This window comes from Microcoleus anatoxicus (assembly GCF_042465725.1).
GTDB lineage: Bacteria > Cyanobacteriota > Cyanobacteriia > Cyanobacteriales > Microcoleaceae > Microcoleus > Microcoleus anatoxicus.
In genome coordinates this window covers 5,937,835-5,957,522 of sequence record NZ_CP120853.1, presented here as the reverse complement: position 1 = coordinate 5,957,522, position 19,688 = coordinate 5,937,835, and the positions used below count along the sequence as shown (strand labels likewise).

Annotated in this window: 11 protein-coding genes and 2 pseudogenes; 4 read left to right on the top strand and 9 right to left on the bottom strand. The window is 45.1% G+C overall.

The window, feature by feature from the left end; all coding sequences use genetic code 11:
• The first annotated feature begins 896 nt into the window (after window positions 1-896).
• Together P2A85_RS25930 and P2A85_RS25925 are read left to right on the top strand one after the other, a co-directional pair.
• The gene (locus P2A85_RS25930; protein ID WP_377476196.1) at window positions 897-1,382 is read left to right on the top strand and encodes a XisH family protein; all 486 of its coding nucleotides are present in this window, start codon (window positions 897-899) and stop codon (window positions 1,380-1,382) included.
• On the top strand, window positions 1,370-1,711 hold the full coding sequence (locus tag P2A85_RS25925) for a XisI protein (protein WP_377476195.1): 342 nt from the start codon (window positions 1,370-1,372) through the stop codon (window positions 1,709-1,711). The genes P2A85_RS25930 and P2A85_RS25925 overlap by 13 nt, the downstream gene beginning before the upstream one ends.
• Before the next feature lie 8 nt (window positions 1,712-1,719).
• On the opposite strand, the gene P2A85_RS25920 is transcribed toward P2A85_RS25925, so the two are convergent.
• Genes P2A85_RS25920 through P2A85_RS25910 form a run of 3 tightly spaced genes read right to left on the bottom strand, consistent with a single transcriptional unit; the run spans window position 1,720 to window position 2,788 of the window.
• Window positions 1,720-2,163: an Imm30 family immunity protein gene (locus tag P2A85_RS25920; RefSeq protein WP_377476194.1), complete on the bottom strand. Its 444-nt coding sequence runs from the start codon at window positions 2,161-2,163 to the stop codon at window positions 1,720-1,722.
• The gene (locus tag P2A85_RS25915) at window positions 2,163-2,501 is read right to left on the bottom strand and encodes a type II toxin-antitoxin system RelE/ParE family toxin (protein ID WP_377476193.1); all 339 of its coding nucleotides are present in this window, start codon (window positions 2,499-2,501) and stop codon (window positions 2,163-2,165) included. The genes P2A85_RS25920 and P2A85_RS25915 overlap by 1 nt, the downstream gene beginning before the upstream one ends.
• A gap of 2 nt (window positions 2,502-2,503) precedes the next feature.
• Window positions 2,504-2,788 (bottom strand): type II toxin-antitoxin system Phd/YefM family antitoxin, encoded by a 285-nt coding sequence (locus tag P2A85_RS25910; protein ID WP_377476192.1) that lies wholly within the window; start codon window positions 2,786-2,788, stop codon window positions 2,504-2,506.
• A gap of 273 nt (window positions 2,789-3,061) precedes the next feature.
• Between P2A85_RS25910 and P2A85_RS25905 the strand changes: the two genes are divergently transcribed.
• Entirely contained in the window at window positions 3,062-5,623 is a 2,562-nt protein-coding gene (locus P2A85_RS25905) for a GH116 family glycosyl hydrolase (protein ID WP_377476191.1), read from the top strand.
• 192 nt (window positions 5,624-5,815) lie between these two features.
• On the opposite strand, the gene P2A85_RS25900 is transcribed toward P2A85_RS25905, so the two are convergent.
• Window positions 5,816-7,030: an FAD-dependent oxidoreductase gene (locus P2A85_RS25900; RefSeq protein WP_377476190.1), complete on the bottom strand. Its 1,215-nt coding sequence runs from the start codon at window positions 7,028-7,030 to the stop codon at window positions 5,816-5,818.
• 42 nt (window positions 7,031-7,072) lie between these two features.
• Between P2A85_RS25900 and P2A85_RS25895 the strand changes: the two genes are divergently transcribed.
• Complete coding sequence (locus tag P2A85_RS25895; protein WP_377476189.1) at window positions 7,073-7,519, top strand: hypothetical protein; 447 nt, start codon at window positions 7,073-7,075, stop codon at window positions 7,517-7,519.
• Here P2A85_RS25895 and P2A85_RS25890 read toward each other — a convergent pair.
• The 5 genes and pseudogenes from P2A85_RS25890 to P2A85_RS25870 all read right to left on the bottom strand — a co-directional run.
• Entirely contained in the window at window positions 7,516-9,048 is a 1,533-nt protein-coding gene (locus P2A85_RS25890; RefSeq protein WP_377476188.1) for a phytoene desaturase family protein, read from the bottom strand. The genes P2A85_RS25895 and P2A85_RS25890 overlap by 4 nt on opposite strands.
• A gap of 277 nt (window positions 9,049-9,325) precedes the next feature.
• A complete protein-coding gene (locus P2A85_RS25885) occupies window positions 9,326-13,903 on the bottom strand; it encodes a Calx-beta domain-containing protein (RefSeq protein WP_377476187.1) in 4,578 nt (1,525 codons plus the stop codon).
• A 908-nt stretch (window positions 13,904-14,811) separates the two neighbouring features.
• A complete protein-coding gene (locus tag P2A85_RS25880; protein ID WP_377481727.1) occupies window positions 14,812-15,864 on the bottom strand; it encodes a calcium-binding protein in 1,053 nt (350 codons plus the stop codon).
• Window positions 15,864-16,520 (bottom strand): annotated as a pseudogene (locus tag P2A85_RS25875) (pentapeptide repeat-containing protein); the annotation flags it as partial. The gene P2A85_RS25880 and the pseudogene P2A85_RS25875, both read right to left, overlap by 1 nt.
• 133 nt (window positions 16,521-16,653) lie before the next feature.
• Window positions 16,654-19,635 (bottom strand): annotated as a pseudogene (locus P2A85_RS25870) (esterase-like activity of phytase family protein); the annotation flags it as partial.
• Between the last annotated feature and the right edge of the window lie 53 nt (window positions 19,636-19,688).

The following is a 19,688-nucleotide window of genomic DNA, read 5'->3' as shown; positions in this document are numbered from 1 at the left end:
AAGCCCCTATTTCAAGACTTGCTAATCCATAAAAAACTCATACAACAGCAATACTAAATACTTGTAATGAATAAATGAGTCATTATGAAAAATGACTCATTTATTTCTAAGTTATATCAATTCCGGTGCAACCGGAATTGATATTATTTCTCAATCTATAACAATAAAAAGCAGTAATAGATAGAGAAAAACAGATAAATTACCTGTTCCTGTTGCTGTTATCCGATGAAGACGAACTTCTTGACTGTATTGGTTGCTGTGCTGGTTGTTGTACTCGAACAATTTTCGTTTGCACACAGCGTCCAGACGAATTGCGCCTAACGCAAACTCTTCGGCTGGTCGTTTGAGCATTGACTTCTGCTGGGGACATAGCAAAAGCGATACCAGAGATCATTCCCACAGTTACGATAAAGCGTAAAGCAGTAGACTTCATGATTTTTCCTTTTGGTACTTTAGTACAGTTAATGAAATGAGGTTTTTAGTTAGATAGATGCAATAATCTTTTATCAAAGTCTGTATTATTTGCAAGTTGTTCAGACTTTGATATGCCTATAGCATTCATCCTTGCTGTCAGAAGAGCAGGGATTAAGTGTTTGTGGTAGATGTAGTTACCTGATGATTTAATTTTAGCCAACTAAAACCATTATAAACATCAAACATAAAAAATTGCCAATTATTTACACATTATTTTTTCTGAGTTTCAGGAATTACGAAAAAAATGTCTGACAACACTATTGGTAGTGGCAATGTTGTTAGGTGGCACTCTACAGATAGAGTTTGTGCATAAGAAACGATAGTTATTGCAGCAGTTGTAGATGCGATTTCTGACGAAGTTGGGCTTCTCAGCCCGATCGCAAAATTTCTACTTCTACCAGTCTTGACAAAAAAGTAAATTTGTGAATACAGCAGATATTTTACGTAAATCCTGTATAATCGATAGTGAAGCTCGATCGCCCAAACGGAATATGCCTGCCAAGGATCTATACCACGATGCTGTCAAGCAAGCGCTCATCAAAGAAGGTTGGACAATTACAGCCGACCCTTATACAGTTGAATACGAAGAGTTTAAAGTATTTGTCGATCTAGCAGCCGATCGATCTCTAGCCGCCGAGCGAGGAAGTCAAAAAATAGCAGTTGAGATTAAAACTTTTCTCCGTCCCTCATTCGTTCGAGAATTAGAAAATGCTTTGGGTCAATACATTCTCTACCGCAATCTAATTTCTGTAACAGATCCAGAACGAGAATTATATCTAGCTGTTAGCGATCGCATTTATAATAACTTTTTCCGGCAGAATGCCACTCAATTTATTGTCAATCAAAATCAAATTTTAATTATAGTTGTGAAAATTCAATCGGAGGTAATTAGCCAATGGATAAAATAGAGAACTATCGCACTCTAATCAAAAAGATTTTGACCGAGTACGATCGCCTAATTTCCCACAAAACCACAGCCAACACAGAGATGCTTCTAGCCTTTGACGAAAAACACGATCAATATCTTTGGTTTCAGGTAGGATGGAAAGAAAATAAAAGAATCAGAGGAATTACAGTTCACATCCAGATTAAAAATAATAAAATTTGGATAGAAGAAGATTGGACAGAAGAAGGAATCGCCAACGAACTGTTAAAGGAAGGAGTTTCTCAAAGTGATATAGTGCTAGCTTTTCACCATCCAGACGATCGCCATTTGACAGATTTTGCTATTGCCTAAAAACGTCCTTACCTAGCTAACTCTAATTTTGGCTCCCGCTTGTTTAAATGGTAACTAGCGCTTTCTTCGAGCAATTGACGAACAAAATTAGGTTTTTGGGAGTTCGATGAATGCAAAATATCTCGATACAAACGACAAGCATCACCATCATTTAAAATACGGCTGTGAAGGATTCTCGTCCATTCCGAAGCAACGAGCATTAATTGCGGTACAACTGTCACAAAGGCTTGAATCTGGGCTGACACATCAAAAGATTCTAGAAAATGAATCAAACCAAACATGACTTCTGGCTGTTCACAGCGATCGTCTAAAATCAGATGTAAATCTGGCAAATTTTCATTTTGAGGACGATCGGCAAGTGAGGCTAAAGCTTTTTCAAAAGATGTAACTTCATCAGGCGATCGCATCAATTTATTTACTTGTAAAATGTTAATCCAGATATTTTCCTTCATCAGCTATTACCTTCCTCATCTGATTCACCTATCATCGGTTTTTGAGCAGCGTGTCGCACAAAAATAATCTGAACGCTATCATCAACAATCGTAAACAGAATCCGATACGCATTTCGTCCCTTACCGTAAACCAGTTGTCGTATTTCTTCATCAAAAAAACTATTCTCAAAGGCGAAAGAACAACGAGAAGGCATATTTTCTAGCGATAAGGTAGCTTTATACAATCCTTCTAACCAAGTTCTAGCCTTCAGAGAAGAATGATTACTCAACCAAAAATAGGCTTCCTCGATTGCTTTTTGCGCGGCGGGTTGGATAATGACTTGATATTTCTGATTCATGGCTAACTGTCTAGCTTATCAAACAGTTGATTGAAAAAATCCTCCGCTTTTTTTCCTTCCCCTCGATCCATTTGTGCCAAACCCAGCTTAATTCCCTTTAAAGTCTCTAATAACTCAACCGCATCTAAAAGTTTCTGATAGGATTCAGCATCCTGAATAACTAACTCTGCTTTCCCGTTGACAGTTAGAACTAAAGGATGTTTTGTTTGTTTGAGCCGCTGCACAAACTCAGTCGTATTACGTTTGAACTCGGTGAGAGAATGTATGTCTCTTGAAAGGTTAATCATAATGATGACATGAAATTAGCATCTAATTAAATGTTAAACGATACCTGCGGAGTTTGTCAATCTAAGCTGAGATGATATATTGTCGGTAACGAGAGTTCTTGTAGGGTGCGTCGCTATCAGATTTTTCGGGTTTCCAAGTAGATGACTGATGGCGACGCACCTGCTCGATATCTGAAATCTAAATCAGAAACTGGGTTTTTTGCGTAAGTCCTACATATACTATTAAGGTTCTGCCGGAATTTCACCGATCGCCTTTCCCCATACAAATCAATCATGAACGATCGCACATCTACTCCAAACATCCCCCCACACGCCTGGAAACGCGCCATTGGCCTCGGTTGGGATAAGCCCTACACAGTCCGCTACGCCAGCAATCTCGACGACGGCCCTTGGCACGGAATGCCCTTGGGTGGCTTCGGTGCAGGCTGCATCGGGCGATCGCCCCGTGGAGACTTCAACCTGTGGCACATCGATGGTGGCGAACATATTTTTAATAGTTTGCCGGCTTGTCAGTTCAGCGTTTTTGAAGAATCTGGTGGCAAGAAACAAGCTTATTCACTGTGTACTGAACCACCTACCGATGGCAGTTTATCTAGTTGGAAATGGTATCCATCCGAAGGAAGAAGGAAGAAGGAAGAAGTCAACCCCCCCCTACCCCCCCCAAGGAAGAATAACCCCCCCCTACCCCCCCCAAGGGGGGAAAATAAGAGGGAAGAGGAAGAAGGAAGAGGGGAAGAATTTCAATCTTCGGGGACTTATCATGCTTTGTATCCCCGGAGTTGGTTTGTTTATGAAAATGTATTTCAGGCTGAATTAAGCTGCGAACAATTTTCGCCAATTTTGCCTGATAACTATCAAGAAAGCAGTTACCCACTTGCCATGTTTGAATGGGTGGCACACAATCCTACAGATGCGCCAATTACTCTCAGCATCATGTTAACTTGGGAGAATATTGTTGGCTGGTTTACTAATGCTATACCCCCCCAGCCTCCCCTGACTGAGGGGGGGTACGGAGGGGTTCCCGTTAAGGTTAGGGATGATGGAAGTCCCGCCTATGAGTATCAGCCTCGATGGGGAGAAAGTGGCGGAAATATGAATTTGTTGGTGGAAGATTTTCACCGGATTGGCTGTGTCATGACGCGCTTAAATGCTGATGATGAGCCAAAAGAAGGGGATGGACAATGGGCGATCGCAACTATCACCAATCCAGCCGTAGAAGTATTCTATCAAACTCGCTGGAATCCTGCGGGGAATGGGGAGGAGATTTGGCAACACTTTTCTGGGGAAGGTTTCTTGTTGGATGATAAAGACGAGACACCCGCAGCCCCTGGAGAAAGATCGGCCTGTGCGATCGCCGTTCGCTTTACAATTAGACCAGGAAAAACTCGCAAAATTCCATTTATTTTAGCCTGGGATTTCCCCATTACTGAATTTGCACCCGGAGTTTGTTATTACCGCCGCTATACAGATTTCTTTGGGCGCAATGGCAAAAATGCTTGGCCGATGATCCGTACTGCTATGAAGCATTCCGATACTTGGCGCGAAAGTATAGAAGCTTGGCAAAAACCGATTTTGTCACGGGAAGATTTGACTGATAGCTTCAAAATGGCTTTGTTTAATGAGTTGTATATCCTCACTGACGGCGGTACTCTTTGGACTGCGGCGGATGAACGCGATCCCAAGGGTCAATTTGGAGTTTTGGAGTGCCTTGATTACCGTTGGTATGAAAGTTTAGACGTGCGTCTTTACGGTTCCTTTGCTTTATTGATGTTGTGGCCGGAATTAGAAAAATCGGTAACGATCGCTTTTGCGCGGGCAATTTCTACAGGCGATGATACACCTAGAATTGTGGGCTGGAATCAAGCTGCGGCTATTAGAAAAGCTGTGGGTGCGACTCCTCACGATTTGGGTGCTCCCAACGAGCATCCTTGGGAAAAAACGAACTATACTAGCTATCAAGATTGCAATTTGTGGAAGGATTTGCCTTCGGATTTTGTGTTGCAAGTTTATCGGGATTTCCTGTTGACTGGTAGCACAGATTATGAGTTTTTGCAAGATTGTTGGCCTGCAATTGTTGAGGCTTTGGCTTATCTGAAAACCTTTGATGAGGATGGTGATGGGATTCCTGAGAATTCGGGAGCACCGGATCAGACGTTTGATGACTGGCAAATGCGGGGGATAAGTGCCTATTGTGGGGGTTTGTGGTTGGCTGCGTTGGAAAGTGCGATCGCGATCGGCGAAATCTTAGAAGATAGAGCGCCAGAAATAATTCCGAATCCTCAAGCAAAGATTGCATTATATCACAGTTGGTTGGAACAAGCCAGACCAAACTATCAAGAAAAACTCTGGAACGGTCAATATTACCGTTTGGATAGTGAGAGTAATTCCGCAGTGGTAATGACAGATCAATTGTGCGGTCAATTTTACGCAAAACTGTTAGGTTTGCCGGATATTGTCCCGCTAGAATGTGCCATTAGTGCTTTAGAAACTGTCTACGAATCTTGCTTTCTGAAGTTCAAAGATGGTGAGTTTGGGGCTGCCAATGGGTTGCTGATCGATGGGGCACCGGAAAATCCGAATGCGACTCATCCTCTAGAAGTTTGGACGGGGATTAATTTTGGGCTAGCTGCTTTTTTGGTGCAGATGGGAATGGAGGATAAGGCATTTAAGTTGACTGATACGGTGGTGCGACAAATTTATGACCATGGGTTGCAGTTTCGCACGCCGGAAGCGATTACAGCAACGGGGACTTTTCGGGCCTGTCACTATTTGCGTCCCATGGCTATTTGGGCTGTTTATTATAGCCTTTGCATCAAGGGGAAGCAGGATGTCTAATATCTACCCCCCCAACCCCCCCTTACTAAAGGGGGGCTTTGAACTACATCTGTAGTAGGACTTTATGAAAATGGTATAACCCCTACTCCCCACAATAATTTTGGGAGATGTCTATTAGACATCTCCTAAAAAGACAGTCAAGAACAGGCAGGATGCCTGTTCCACAATGATTATGGGAGAGGTAGATTGAGCTCACCCGATTAATTTAGCAACTCGCAAAGCAGACGTAATCGCTCCTTCATGCAAACCATCACCCAAATAAGCCCCCCCATGATAAGTATGATTCTCTCCATTAGTCTCGATAATTTCATTTCGATATCGGAAAGATTCCACTGTATATAAAGGCGTGTGATGTTTCTGAATGTGAATAATCTGCTCTTTTGCAATCAATTCATCCATGTGAAAAGCTAAACTATATCGCCGCGAAGATGAGATGCCACAAAGCTGATTTAAACTCGCATTATAGCCCCATCCTTTGTCTGTTTCAAAAAAATCAAATTCTGATAACTTGCGAATACCGTAGCGATCGTACATGGAAGTATCCGAATGCAGCAAAGTAGTCGCATAATTGGCTTGCCATGCCGAAAACCGCTTAGTTTCCGCCTCCGTGGGGTCAGACAACAGCTTCATTACGCGATCGGGAGGTGTTGCAAACACAACCTTATCAAACTCCTGAATCTCCCCAGTAGACAGCACAATTTTTACACCATCAGCGCCTCTACAAATACTCTCAATTTCCACATTCACCAAAATTTTACCCCCAAAGCACTCGATAATTTTTTCAATGTAAGAATACACGCCACCTTTAATCCTTACCCAGTTAACCGACGCATATTCCCGTAGCATGGGAATCGCCAATTCTGCTGGAAAATTGTTGATGATTTCAAAAGGTATCGAGTAGCTATACATGGTTAGTAACTTGAGCCAAGTATTGCGTACACAGGAGCTATGTAAAGGTTGACACAGTGGCATATCGTAGAAATCATGCGTTTGAGAAAATCGCATTTTCAGGATGAATCCAGCAGAACGAGCATAGAGAGCATCGAGTTGTAAATATTCAATCAGGCGTTGAATTCCCGTGAAGTTTTTCTGAATGGCGACTCCTGATAAAAAGTGGCGACCGTCTTTAAAAAATAGCGAGGAACCTATTTCCACAGGCTCTAATTCTACTCCTAGCTCTTCCATGAGAGTAGCAAAATTATAAAACACTGTCGGAAATTCTAGTACCCCATTTTCTAATATCTCTTTACACTCAGATTGATCGGGCACAACGTTTTTGTTTAGTGTCCGAATATGTCCGCCTAAAATTGGCTGTTTTTCAAACACTGTAACATCATGCTTCTGTTTATCGAGCCAGTAGGCTGTGGCCATTCCACTAGCTCCGCCTCCAACAATTGCAATTCTCATGGTTCTCCCCAAAATTGATAGAAGGAAGATGGAAGATGGAAGATGGAAAATGGAAGATGGAAGATGGAAGATGGAAGATGGAAGAAGAACCCCCCCCTACCCCCCCAAGGGGGGAAAGAAGATGGAAGAAGAACCCCCCCTGCCCCCCAAGGGGGGAAAGAAGATGGAAGAAGAACCCCCCCCTACCCCCCCCAAGGGGGGAAAGAATATGGAAGAAGAACCCCCCCCTACCCCCCCCAAGGGGGGAAAGAATATGGAAGAAGAACCCCCCCTACCCCCCCCAAGGGGGGAAAGAATATGGAAGAAGAACCCCCCCCTACCCCCCCCAAGGGGGGAAAGAAGATGGAAGAAGAACCCCCCCCTACCCCCCCCAAGGGGGGAAAGAATATGGAAGATGGAAAATGGAATAAATTATCGTTCCCAGGTTCTACCTGGGAACGCATTGCTAGAGGCTCTGCCTCGTGTTTTTTATTAGAGAATTCCTCCTAGCCTAAAATTGGATCGCCTGATAAACGTTGATACAAAAGTGCTCCTGTCCAAAATGTCGGCGCAAATCCTGGGTAGCCGGAGGAGGCGTTGCAGAAATAGAAATTGTTGAGAGATGTTTCGTGATTTAGGCGATCGACTCCCATGTTACGGGGCGTTAGACTAGAACCATAGGAATTGCCATTAGGACACCAGCAGAAGCGCTCGTTAGTGGTGGGACTTCCTGTAATATGAAAGACCATGTGTTTGCGGAAATTCGGAACGTAGTGTTTCTCAACTACGTCTAAAATTGAATCCAAAATTTCTTTTTTCTTGTTTCGATAAGCTTTGCGATCGCTATCCCATAGTTGCTTAAAATAACTGTAATTAGCAACAGTCAGAAATTCAACTATTTGACAATCTTCGGGACAATCTCTCCGCGCTTGGGTCAATAAAGTTGGAGTTGTGATGGCAAAGCTGGGATTAGAAAAATCATTTTGCTCATACATTTGAGCAAATGCTTCATTCAAATCTTGATGCCCAGAATGAAAGGTATTCCACTTGCCAAATCCATAGTCTCGGAGATCGATATCTTTGACAACACAGTAGACCATGTAGTTAGATGCAGAATACTCATAATTCAGTTTCCGCCTTACTGTTTTAGAGAACATTTCCTCACCAATCATTTTGGCTGCTTTTTTCGGATCGAGGTTGCAAATCACCGTGTATCCGGTGAATTCATGAGTTTGATGGGAGGTCAAATCCATTGCTTGCACTCCGGTAACAGTTCGGTTGGTGAGTCTAAAATTGATGACTTCATGATTTAGCTGCACCTTGCCGCCGTGGGATTCAATGACTTTAACTAAGGAATTGATGACATCCTCAAAATGTTGGGTTGGGTAAAATGCACCTTCTTGATAGCCTCTAAATAAGGCAATCCACGCATAGAAAGAAAGTTGATTTGGTGGCAGTAGAAAATCTGGCCATTGCAAGGCTAGTAAGGTTTGGGCTGCTTGTGGAAGTTTGAATTTATCGAAAACATCCTGAAGTGTACTATTGAGATATTGGATGGCACAAAATACCTCACTGAAATGTTTGACTAATTCCACTGGCTTGATGGGAGGAGCTAGTTTTTTTAAGCCTGCGGCAGTCTTTTCAACTTCGTTGATAAATTGGGAAATTCGACTGGCATCTTCAGGAAACAACAGGGACAATCTGCGGATCAATTCTGCTGATTCTGAAGGAATATCCAGGGAATATCCAGGCATTTTCATGCGATCGAAGCCATTGGGATCGTAACGCTCAAAGGTGACATCTCGATCCAAACCTAGCTTTTTGAGTACGCGATTGACAGTGTGTCCTTCACCGCAATCCCAAACGTAGTGAAATTGGGCATTAAACGTATATTTTTTTGCCATTGTAAAGGTATGACCAAAGCCCCCCGGATGTTCATGGGCTTCGAGGATGTGCACGGTTTTGCCAGAATTTGCCATCAAGGCCCCAAAAACCAGTGCGGATAAACCACTGCCGACGATCAGGTAATCTGTTTTCATAATAACCTCGCAGGAGCTTGGAAACCCAGTGGCTTTAGCCCTGGGGGGAAAAGTAACACGGGATAGTTTAGTTTCCTCTCAAGGGGATATTTTCTCGATCGAGTGAATCGGGCGATCGTTCTGTCTTGAGACTAACTCTCAATTCTGAGGAAATTATGAAGAGAATTGTTGATATCAATTCCGGTTGTATCGGAATGATTTAACCGCGAAGGCGCGAAGTACGCGAAGGAAGAGAAGAGAGGATTTTATATGATGGGTATTTCAGCCGGGTTTGGTATCAGGTAAGTGGGTGGAAGAGAATGTCGATCGCCTTCGCATTTGTTTGTACTCCTTTGAGTGTAGCTAAAAGTCGATCGCTGGAGGCTATGGTGATGAAAGTGGCATTGTTTTCTGGGATGATGCGGAGTCGATCGACTGTCAAGTTTTCTGTTAAAACAAGTACATCTTCACCTAGGGTGAAATCAGTAATTACATCACTGCCTTCAGGCGCAGTTAACACAAAGTAATCGCGTCCATTTCCACCTTGCAACGTATCATCGCCTAAATCTCCCATTAGCCAGTCATCACCTAAGCCACCAATCAAAGTATCGTCACCTTTGCCGCCATCAAGAGTATCATTTCCTTCACCTCCGCACAATTTATCGGTATCGTCATTGCCAAAAATTAAATCATTGTCATTACCGCCACAGAGGTAATCTTTTTGACCGCTAGCATCTGTGGCAATATTATCCATATCTCCCACAATTGTATCGTCTCCTGGGCCACCACAGATGCTGTCATTGCCTAAATCTCCTAATAGTAAATCATTGCCGGTATTGCCGAAGATTAAATCGTTATTTTTGCCACCGTGTAAGGTATCATGATATTCGCCACCAGACAGAGTATCTTCGCCTTCTTGTCCATGGAGAAAATCTCGATCGCGATCGCCAAATAGCAAATCTCGTCCCGTTAAATCGCCATCAGACGAGTTAGAAGTGCCGCCAAATAGACTATCAGCACCTTCACCACCCACTAGACTATCATTGCCCTTATCGCCCCACATTAAGTCATGATCTTTGCCACCGATCGCCAAATCACGATCCTTACCTGAATAAATAATATCATCGCCAACATGACCGATGATATAATCATTATTTTCGTTACCAAATAGGGTGTCGCTGTCTGTATCCGGGGCGACAGAAATGTTACTAGGAAATCCCCCATAGATATAGTCGCCACCTTGCAATCCAATGAGTAAGTCGCTACCCTTAAAACCATTGATAATGTCATTAAAATTAGTTCCGGTTAAGGTATCTTTATCCTCAGTAGGGCTGAAAGTATGTTGAGTAATATTTGGGTGAAGAAGGGACGGGATATCTGGTAAAATAGTGCGATCGCAAAAGCAGTTTTCCGAAAAAGTATCGATATTTCCCCCATCAAAATCAGTCAGCATTTCCCCTGGTTGGAGGGGCGTTGGATGGTGGGTGCCCATCCCCACTGAAATCGCAGTCGGAATCTGAGTCAAATTTTCAGCCAGAATTATAGTCACCGTTGGAATGACAATTTTCTGTGGAATCGGAGTTTCCGCAGGTGTCGGAGTCGGAATCTGAGTCGAATTTTCACCTGATGTGGGAATTTCCGCAGGTGTTGAAATTGGAGTCGGAATCGGAGTCGGAGTTTCCGCAGGAGTTGGAGTCGGAATCGGAGTCGGAGTTGGAATTGGAGTCGGAGTTTCCGCAGGTGTGGGTGTGGGAGTTGGAGTCGGAGTTTCCGCAGGTGTGGGTGTGGGAGTCGGAGTTTCCGCAGGTGTGGGTGTGGGAGTCGGAGTTTCCGCAGGAGTTGGAGTCGGAGTCGGAGTTTCCGCAGGTGTCGGAGTCGGAATCGGTGTCGGAGTTTCCGCAGGTGTCGGAGTCGGAATCGGTGTCGGAGTTTCCGCAGGTGTCGGAGTCGGAATCGGAGTCGGAGTTTCCGCAGGAGTTGGAGTCGGAATCGGTGTCGGAGTTTCCGCAGGAGTTGGAGTCGGAATCGGTGTCGGAGTTTCCGCAGGTGTCGGAGTCGGAATCGGAATCGGAGTTTCCGCAGGTGTCGGAGTCGGAGTTTCCGCAGGTGTCGGAGTCGGAATCGGAATCGGAGTCGGAATCGGAATCGGAGTCGGAGTCGGAATCGGTGTCGGAGTTTCCGCAGGTGTCGGAGTCGGAATCGGAATCGGAGTTTCCGCAGGAGTTGGAGTCGGAGTTTCCGCAGGTGTGGGAGTCGGAATCGGAATCGGAGTCGGAGTTGGAATCGGTGTCGGAGTTTCCGCAGGTGTGGGAGTCGGAATCGGAATCGGAATTGGAGTTGGAGTTTCCGCAGGTGTGGGAGTTGGAATCGGAGTCGGAGTTTCCGCAGGTGTGGGAGTTGGAATCGGAGTCGGAATTGGAGTTGGAGTTTCCGCAGGTGTGGGAGTTGGAATTGGAGTCGTATCTAAAATAGTCAAAACAGCCGTAGAAATAGCCCCCAAATCAGCCCCATTAGTAGGAGAAATTAATCTTAAATTAACAGTTTCATTTCCTTCTACTAAGGTGTCATCAATAATTTCAATAGTGAAAGATTTACTGGTTTCGCCGATCGCAAAATTCAAAGTACCCGATGTTGCGGTATAATCGCTGCCAGCATTCGCCGAGCCATTACTTGTGTTATAATCGATACTAGCTACTGCATTTGTTTCATCAGTGCGAGTCACAGTAATTGTCGCCAAATTACCGTTTTCATTAACTGTATAATCGGCTTGACTAAAGTTAAATGTACCTGTATTATTGACGTTGATATTGAAAGTTTGATTGGGCGAAGTATCCACGCCACCGTTATCAATACCGCCGCTGTCTTTGAGATTTATAGTAATCGTAGCACTACCAGTTTTACCTGGGGCGGGCGTAAACGTTAGTTGTCCTAAAGAGTCGATCGCAGGTGCTACACTAAATAAACCTGTATTGTCATTCCCCACCACTTGAAAGTTGAGGCTTTGTCCCGACTCGTTGGCTGGCCCTGCGGAAATCGCTGTAGCCCATCCAGTAACGCTTTGCGGGCCTGCATTTCGATTTACGGTGCGATCGAACCCTTTGACAAACGACGGCGCATCGTTAACTGGATGAACAGTAATTGTAGATGTTATGGCATTAGTGCTAAACGGTGTTTTTCCCCCAGTGACAGAAACATTGACACCCGTTGTACCGCTAGCAATTCCGTTACTTCCATCCCACGCGCCAAAAGTAATTTTTGGCTCGTTACCAGACGTAGTATAATAATCTGGGTTGGGTAAAAAACGCACTTTCCCAGGTGTTTGCACCGAAACCCGCGTCAGGTTAATATTAGCTTTGGCCTCAGTAGTATCGTCTCCTAGAAATATAAAATTCGGAGTTTCGTAAGGATCGATCGGACCGCTAAATGCAGTATAATCTCGCAGTGGTCCGGTTAGGATTACCTCGCTATCATTATAAAGAAAGTAATTTGCACCTTGCACTTTCAGAGTATAATTAGTAGCAAGATTAGTGTTGTAAGCAACATTTTCCGCAGCCACAAATAAGCTATTAGTTTGCCCCCCTGGATTAGGAGTAATGCCGTATCCCTGGGCAAAAATATTCCCAGAAGTTGCAGATAGCTGTTGAAAACCGATTTCAATTGCTTTGCGATCGCTTGTTACCGCTATAATACTAAAACCAGCTCGATTGGGATTAGTGCGCGATTCGGAAAGAATTTGCAGATTAAAAGATATACTAAAGCCCGAATTGCGATCGAGGATCGGAAATGAAGGATTTAAAGGATTGTTGGTATACCCCGCATAAATATTATTAGCAGCAGTGCTATTTAAATTAACTCCATTCCCGCTAAATATTTCCGAAGCAATAACCCCAGGAGTCGCAGCATTTAAATTAGTAAAATTCAGCCAACCTTGAGCAAGGGGAATGTTACCAAGTAAGCCATTATAAACAACATTCGCTCCTAAAACAGTTGCTGAATTTTCAGAAACATTACCAAAATTTGTCCAAGTATTGCCGCCATTAGTCGAGAATTGCCAATTGCCGTTAATATTCTCAACTCCCGTAACGGCGACTCCTAACATATCCTGATTAGCATCACTACCCAACTCCGCAAGATAGCCACCAAAACTAAATCCTGTGTTAGCTGAGTTAGTTATATCTTCGTTAATCTGGAATGATGGATTAACACTAGGATTTGCCAAATTTGGAGCGCTATTGGCCTGGGGATTACGGAGGTTGTTAATATAAATAGTGTTAATTCCACCATTGGGCAAACCGAGGGAACCGGGGCTGTTGACAGCATAATTTATAGTTTTATTGACTCCGCCCAAAGCACTGGAAAACTCGACAATGCCACCGTTGTTGGGTGCTGCAATTTGCACCTTAGCTGCATTGCCAAATTCTCCGTGGGTTCCTGATGTCCTCCAGGCGATCGAATCTACTGTATTGGTGGTAGTGAGAGGGGTAGTATTGTCAACATATACAACATCGGAAGCTGCTAAATCGCTATCAAAGTTTCCGACTGGTAGTAACTTGGTCAAAAATCCACCTTCGGCACTTAATGTAATATTCCAATCATTATTTGTGCCAAGCGGTAGAGGATTGTAAACAATCTCTTGATTAGCCGAAGGACCGCCAATAGCAATTATTGTTCCTGCTTTAAAGACAGGCGCAATACTCGCCATATTAGTAAATCGGTAAGCTGAATATTTAGCTGTTGTGGGAACAGTTGAATCCCCCACAAAATAGCTTTCAAGAACACTAGCCGTTAAATTTTCTGTTAACAGTAACTCTACATATTCGTTACCTGTAATGTCTCCTGTAGCCCTGCGGAATTCGTTGATAATTATCTGTCCCATATAGATGCACCTAAATTTCAAATAAAAACGATGTTTTATCTGTCAAACACTGCCGCCCTAGGACTGGCAATACCAACTTTTTATGAGGCTGCATAGAATTCGATCCCCCCTAGCCCCCCTTAAGAAGGGGGGGACCGGAAGCTTCTTGAAGTCCCCCTTTTTTCCCCCTTGGGGGGGGTAGGGGGGGGGATGCGAGGGGGATCGAGATATGTGCAACGACCCATTAAATTGGTACAACCTAAATTGATTTTGGTCTCACTATTCTACGTAATAATACTGAGATAAAATACCAAATTAGTATTAAATATGATTAAATATATTACTTGTACTGAGCAGCTATGTCAAGCATAATTTTAAATAATTGACAGGACTTATATCAAAGGCGGTAGCATCGGCCTGCATTCATCTCTCTTATCTCCCTCTGTGTCCTCTGCGTTCTCTGTGGTAAAAATAATTCCAGTTGTATCGGAATGATTTAACCGCGAAGGCGCAAAGGGCGCGAAGGAAGATCAGAGAGAGATTAATAATTCTGATGAAGAGAGGATTTGATATCAAATGGGGTAGCACCAAGCTGAATTCATCTCTCTTATCTCCCTCTGTGTCCTCTGCGTTCTCTGTGGTAAAAATAATTCAAATTGCATCGGAATGATTTAACCGCGAAGGCGCAAAGGGCGCGAAGGAAGATCAGAGAGAGATTAATAATTCTGATGAAGAGAGGATTTGATATCAAATGGGGTAGCACCAAGCTGCATTCATCTCTCTTATCTCCCTCTGTGTCCTCTGCGTTCTCTGTGGTAAAAATAATTCAAATTGCATCGGAAAAGATAGGACTAAAAAAGGCAGATAATTGGGCTTTATCTGCGTTTATTAAGGCTTATTTGGTGTGAAATTAGGGGCGACCGATTTACTTAAATTATGCTAAAGTCCAGGGGTCCGATCGCCCTTGCGGCCACTCCATTTACTACAGCTAACAGTTCGCCAGTATTGGCAATCGTGATGAAAGTTGCATTTTTTTGTGGAATGAAACTAAGTCGATCGACTGTCAAACCTCCTGTTAAAATCAGCACATCCTCACCTGGGATAAAATCAGTAATAAAATCGCTGCCTTGTCCGGGGGTCAACAAAAAGCGATCCCCACCACTGCCCCCTTGCAACGTATCGTTTCCGAAATCTCCAATCAGCCAGTCATCGCCCAGCCCGCCAGCGACACAATCATCACCTTTGCCACCGTAAACACTATCATTGCCATCACCGCCGCAGAGTTCGTCAACACCGCCATTGCCAAACATCAAATCGTTGCCTTCCCCGCCGCACAAGGAATCTGCTTCACCGTTAAGGTCGATCGCACTTTCTCCAAAAATAGTATCGTCCCCTGCGCCACCACACACGGTATCAGTACCGCGATCGCCAAACAATAGATCGTCGCCTGTATCACCAACAAGTACATCATTGCCCTTGCCACCGTCTAGGGTGTCATTGCCCTTACCACCAGAAAGAGTGTCAGCGCCATCTCCCCCATGCAGGAAGTCTTGCCCTGCCCCACCATAAAGCAAATCGCGTCCTGTCAAGTCGGGGTTAAATGGGTCAAAAGTGCCTCCAAATAAGCAGTCGTTACCGTTGTATCCGACCAATGTGTCATTGCCCTTCTCCCCCCAAATCAAGTCATCTTCCTTGCCGCCGATCGCCACATCATCGCCGCTACCCCCGAAAATGAGATCGTTGCCACCATCGCCGTTGAGGTAATCATTGCCCTTGCCGCCATCAAGCACATCATTGTCTGTATCCGGGCTAAGAAGCATATCGCTGAACATTCCGCCATAAATATTATCGTTGCCCTTTTTACCGATGAGAATGTCGTTGCCATTCCCACCGTTGATGGAGTCGTTGAGCTTGCTGCCAGTGAGGAAGTCGTCGCCGTCAGTCCCATTGAAAGTGCGATCGACCTTATTCGGGCCCGGAATTAAACTAATAGGGGGCAGAGAAATCTCTTGGCAAATGCAATCGCGATCTTCTGGAGTCTGTAGGGGCGGTGTCTCCGTATCCCCTCCCGTGGGAGTTGGAGTCGGAGTTGGAGTTTCCGTGGGAATCGGAGTTGGAGTTGGAGATGTTGTCGGAGTTGGAGATGTCGTCGGAGTTGGAGATGTTGTCGGAGTTGGAGATGTTGTCGGAGTTGGAGATGTTGTCGGAGTTGGAGATGTCGTCGGAGTTGGAGATGTCGTCGGAGTTGGAGATGTCGTCGGAGTTGGAGATGTCGTCGGAGTTGGAGATGTCGTCGGAGTTGGAGATGTCGTCGGAGTTGGAGTTGTCGGAGTTGGAGTTGTTGGAGTTGGAGTTGTTGGAGTTGGAGTTGTCGGAGTTGGAGTTGTGGGAGTTGGAGTTGTCGGAGTTGGACTTGTCGGAGTTGGACTTGTCGGAGTTGGAGTTGTGGGAGTTGGAGTTGTGGGAGTTGGAGTTGTGGGAGTTGGAGTTGTCGGAGTTGGAGTTGTTGGAGTTGGAGTTGTTGGAGTTGGAGTTGTTGGAGTTGGAGTTGTCGGAGTTGGAGTTGTTGGAGTTGGACTTGTCGGAGTTGGACTTGTCGGAGTTGGACTTGTCGGAGTTGGACTTGTTGGAGTTGGACTTGTCGGAGTTGGAGTTGTCGGAGTTGGAGTTGTTGGAGTTGGACTTGTCGGAGTTGGAGTTGTGGGAGCTACATCGTTATCTAAAATTGTCAAATTCGCCGTACTTTGCGCTCCCACACTCGCACCGTTTGTGGGATTATTCAGACTAAGTGCAACAATCTCACTTCCCTCTACTAAGGTGTCATCGTTAATGGGAATCGTAAAAGTTTTGCTTGTTTCCCCGATCGCAAAGTTTAAGGTTCCTGATTTTGTCGTGTAGTCACTGCCTGCATTAGCAGTCCCGTCGGAAGTGCTGTAGCTGATATCAGCGGCCACATTAGTGTTGCTTGTCCGAGTCACGGTAATTGTGGCAACACCCCCGCTTTCACCGATATCGTAATTTGCAGCACTAAAATTAAAACTGCCTGGGTTGGGAATATTGACATTAAAGCTTCCCAAGTTACTGGCTGCAACAAAGTTATTATTGATATCGCTAACTTGGCCCGATTCGATCGCGATCGCATAATTCCCATTGTCACCCAAATCCCAACTGCTACCGGGCGCGGTAATTTGATAGGTAGCCGTGCGAAGAGTGCCGTTGCCAGCCGGCGTAAAGCTTACCCGTGTTGCTAATTGGTTAAATCCGTTCGGCCCAGTCACCCGGATGTCTGAATTATCAAAACTGCTGCTGTTGACAGCAACATTGTCGCTGTAGTCTACCGTAAAAGTTTCTGTAGTGCCGCCAGCAACGAGAATATTGCTAGCAACTAAATTGGCAGCAACAGGTACGATCGTATCGGCTGTGATGTTGATACTGAATGTTTGGGCTGCGGAAATGTCTGCGCCACCATTGGCAGTACCGCCGTTATCGCTTAACGTCGCAGAGACAGTTGCAGTGCCACTGACACCGGAGGCTGGGGTGTAGGTAAGGTTGCCCGCTGGGTCGATCGCAGGCTGCACCGAAAATAGACTGTTGTTGTTGTTGCTAAGGTTAAAGCTGACGGTTTGAGTGGATTCGTCCGCAGGGCCTTTAGAGACGCTTGTGGCCCAGTTGTTGACTGTTTGCGATCCCCCACCTGCGATCGCACTTGAGCTGGCTCCTTTGACAAAGAACGGCGCGTCGTTGACAGAATTAACGGTAATTGTTGCTATCTCGGATGCCGTACTGAAAGCTGCTAACCCGCCGATACTGCTAGCAGTCGAAATATCAGCCGTCCCGCCGTTGGTGAGGGGAGTACCGCTAGAGTTAGTTGTCGTTCCATCCCATGCCTGATAAGTGATATTGGCACTGCCGTTGTAGTCAGCATTGGGAAGAAAGCGGATGCTGGCATTGCCTGCTAGCAGTCTCGCTGCTGCTGTTGAGGGCGTGCCGAATGCCGTCCAAGTCGCACCGCTATCAGTTGAATATTGCCAACTGCCGTTAGTATTGTCTGTCGCCGTGACTGCAATTCCTTGAGTGTCGGCGGTGTCAGCATCTGTAACAGCACCTGCAATTAAAGCAGAAACTAAGGTGCCGGTGTTGCTGGCAAAAGGTACATCTTCGTTAATTGCTGTTAGTACCGGCGAACCGCTGTTGTTAAGTACAGGTGCGTTGTTGGCTGCAAACGCTGCGAATCTGGTGCGAAGGGCAAAATTGTTATCGCTGACAATAATCAGCGATCGCTTCCCAGTTGCCGTTTGAGGTGGCCCAAATGTCATCCCTTCAAAATTGTCTATAAGTGGTGGCAATCCTGTACTGGAGAAATAAGCAGCAGTAGCGATCGGAGTTTTCGATACCGCTGTAATGCCAGCCAAACCAGAAGCAATCAAGCCAGTATTGTTTTGAATGTCAGTCGCACCGTTTAAAGAAATTTGATAGAGCTTCAAATCGCCTGACGGCGGATTCGTTGATAAGTCGAGAAAACGTTCGAGAACCAGCAGCGTATTATCATCAACGGCCAGCATTTCCGAAATGCCGTTGCCTGGATCGGTATTGTAAAGAAATTCTCCGTTTGCGGTGTTTGTGGTTAAGTTATATTTTAAAATCCGCGATCGCGTGCCAATTGTAGCCGTTGTACCTGTAGCAGGGCCGTCTTGTTCGAGAGCATTTTCTGTTGCTGTAAACAGAAAACTTTGACTGGGAGTAATGGTCAGACTTTCAAAAGCTTGATTGTTGCGGATGCCAATGTTACTAGCTGCTGATACGTCGTATTTGGGAGAAGAAATAGGCAGCGCTAGATTTTGAAATCCTGTTGCAATGGCGAATCTATTGATAAAAGGCTGGGTAGTTGTCGAGAAATTGCCTTCAGAAGAGACGAAGACATTGCCGCCGATGAAGCCAATGCCCTCTGTATCCGATGTATCTGTCGCAAAGGGAGGCGGATTGCCAATCTGTCTCACCGCTGTAAAATTAACTTGTCCTGCTGGTGCCAAGGTACCCGAACTTACATTAGGTATAGTGAGGGTGTAAAAGCGAGACGGGCCGGGACTGGAACCAGCAATATTGCGGCCGTCAGATATAGCGTAGTAAGTATTGTTGCCCGCGTAGGTAAGGCCAGACAGTCCACCTACCAGGGTTCCTCCAAAAGTTGTATTTGCCGGAAATCCTGCTTGTCCCAAAAATTGCAGACCGAATACAAATTGATAGGTGGCCATTGTCCCTTGGTCGATCGCCATTCCAGCAACAATCCTTCCCGTTGTATAATCTAGTTCCCAGTTTCCGCCCTTAGCTGCGCTGCCTACAGGCGTGCTAGAAGCCGCAATTTTTGCCTTGGTTAACAGACTGATTTGCTGCACGAAGTTAGCGCCCTTTTCGCCCGCGGCTACCTCGCAACCGTACAGCAAAATCTCTGCATTTTCTACTAGGGCTGTTGACCACTGCTGCAATTGCTCAGCATAGGTTTTTAAATTTGTCAAGCTTAAGTTAGTTGCCCCTAGCTGCAAACTACCAGGGCTACCGTGGGAGATGATGTGAATGCTGGTAATAACACTGCGACTTGCTAGTGCTTTAGTAATTTGTTCTACCCCATTCCGTACTCCATTGAGGCTAATTACTTCTGTCCCCGGTGCGATACCGTTGTGAAGAGTTTGGCGATCGTCCAGGGCACTGTCGATAAAGGCGATCGCAGTGGGGACTAAACTAATACTGTCTGGCATAATAGACATAAAGGTTGAGCAAGTAAGTTATGTATTTCAACAACCCAAAACTA

What these genes read in the sequence shown, in the direction of transcription:
- P2A85_RS25925 (WP_377476195.1), top strand. Translation starts at nt 1,370, where the DNA reads ATGGATAAAATAGAGAACTATCGCACTCTAATCAAAAAGATTTTGACC.
- P2A85_RS25920 (WP_377476194.1), bottom strand. Translation starts at nt 2,163, where the DNA reads ATGAAGGAAAATATCTGGATTAACATTTTACAAGTAAATAAATTGATG.
- P2A85_RS25915 (WP_377476193.1), bottom strand. Translation starts at nt 2,501, where the DNA reads ATGAATCAGAAATATCAAGTCATTATCCAACCCGCCGCGCAAAAAGCA.
- P2A85_RS25910 (WP_377476192.1), bottom strand. Translation starts at nt 2,788, where the DNA reads ATGATTAACCTTTCAAGAGACATACATTCTCTCACCGAGTTCAAACGT.
- P2A85_RS25905 (WP_377476191.1), top strand. Translation starts at nt 3,062, where the DNA reads ATGAACGATCGCACATCTACTCCAAACATCCCCCCACACGCCTGGAAA.
- P2A85_RS25900 (WP_377476190.1), bottom strand. Translation starts at nt 7,030, where the DNA reads ATGAGAATTGCAATTGTTGGAGGCGGAGCTAGTGGAATGGCCACAGCC.
- P2A85_RS25895 (WP_377476189.1), top strand. Translation starts at nt 7,073, where the DNA reads ATGGAAAATGGAAGATGGAAGATGGAAGATGGAAGATGGAAGAAGAAC.
- P2A85_RS25890 (WP_377476188.1), bottom strand. Translation starts at nt 9,048, where the DNA reads ATGAAAACAGATTACCTGATCGTCGGCAGTGGTTTATCCGCACTGGTT.
- P2A85_RS25885 (WP_377476187.1), bottom strand. Translation starts at nt 13,903, where the DNA reads ATGGGACAGATAATTATCAACGAATTCCGCAGGGCTACAGGAGACATT.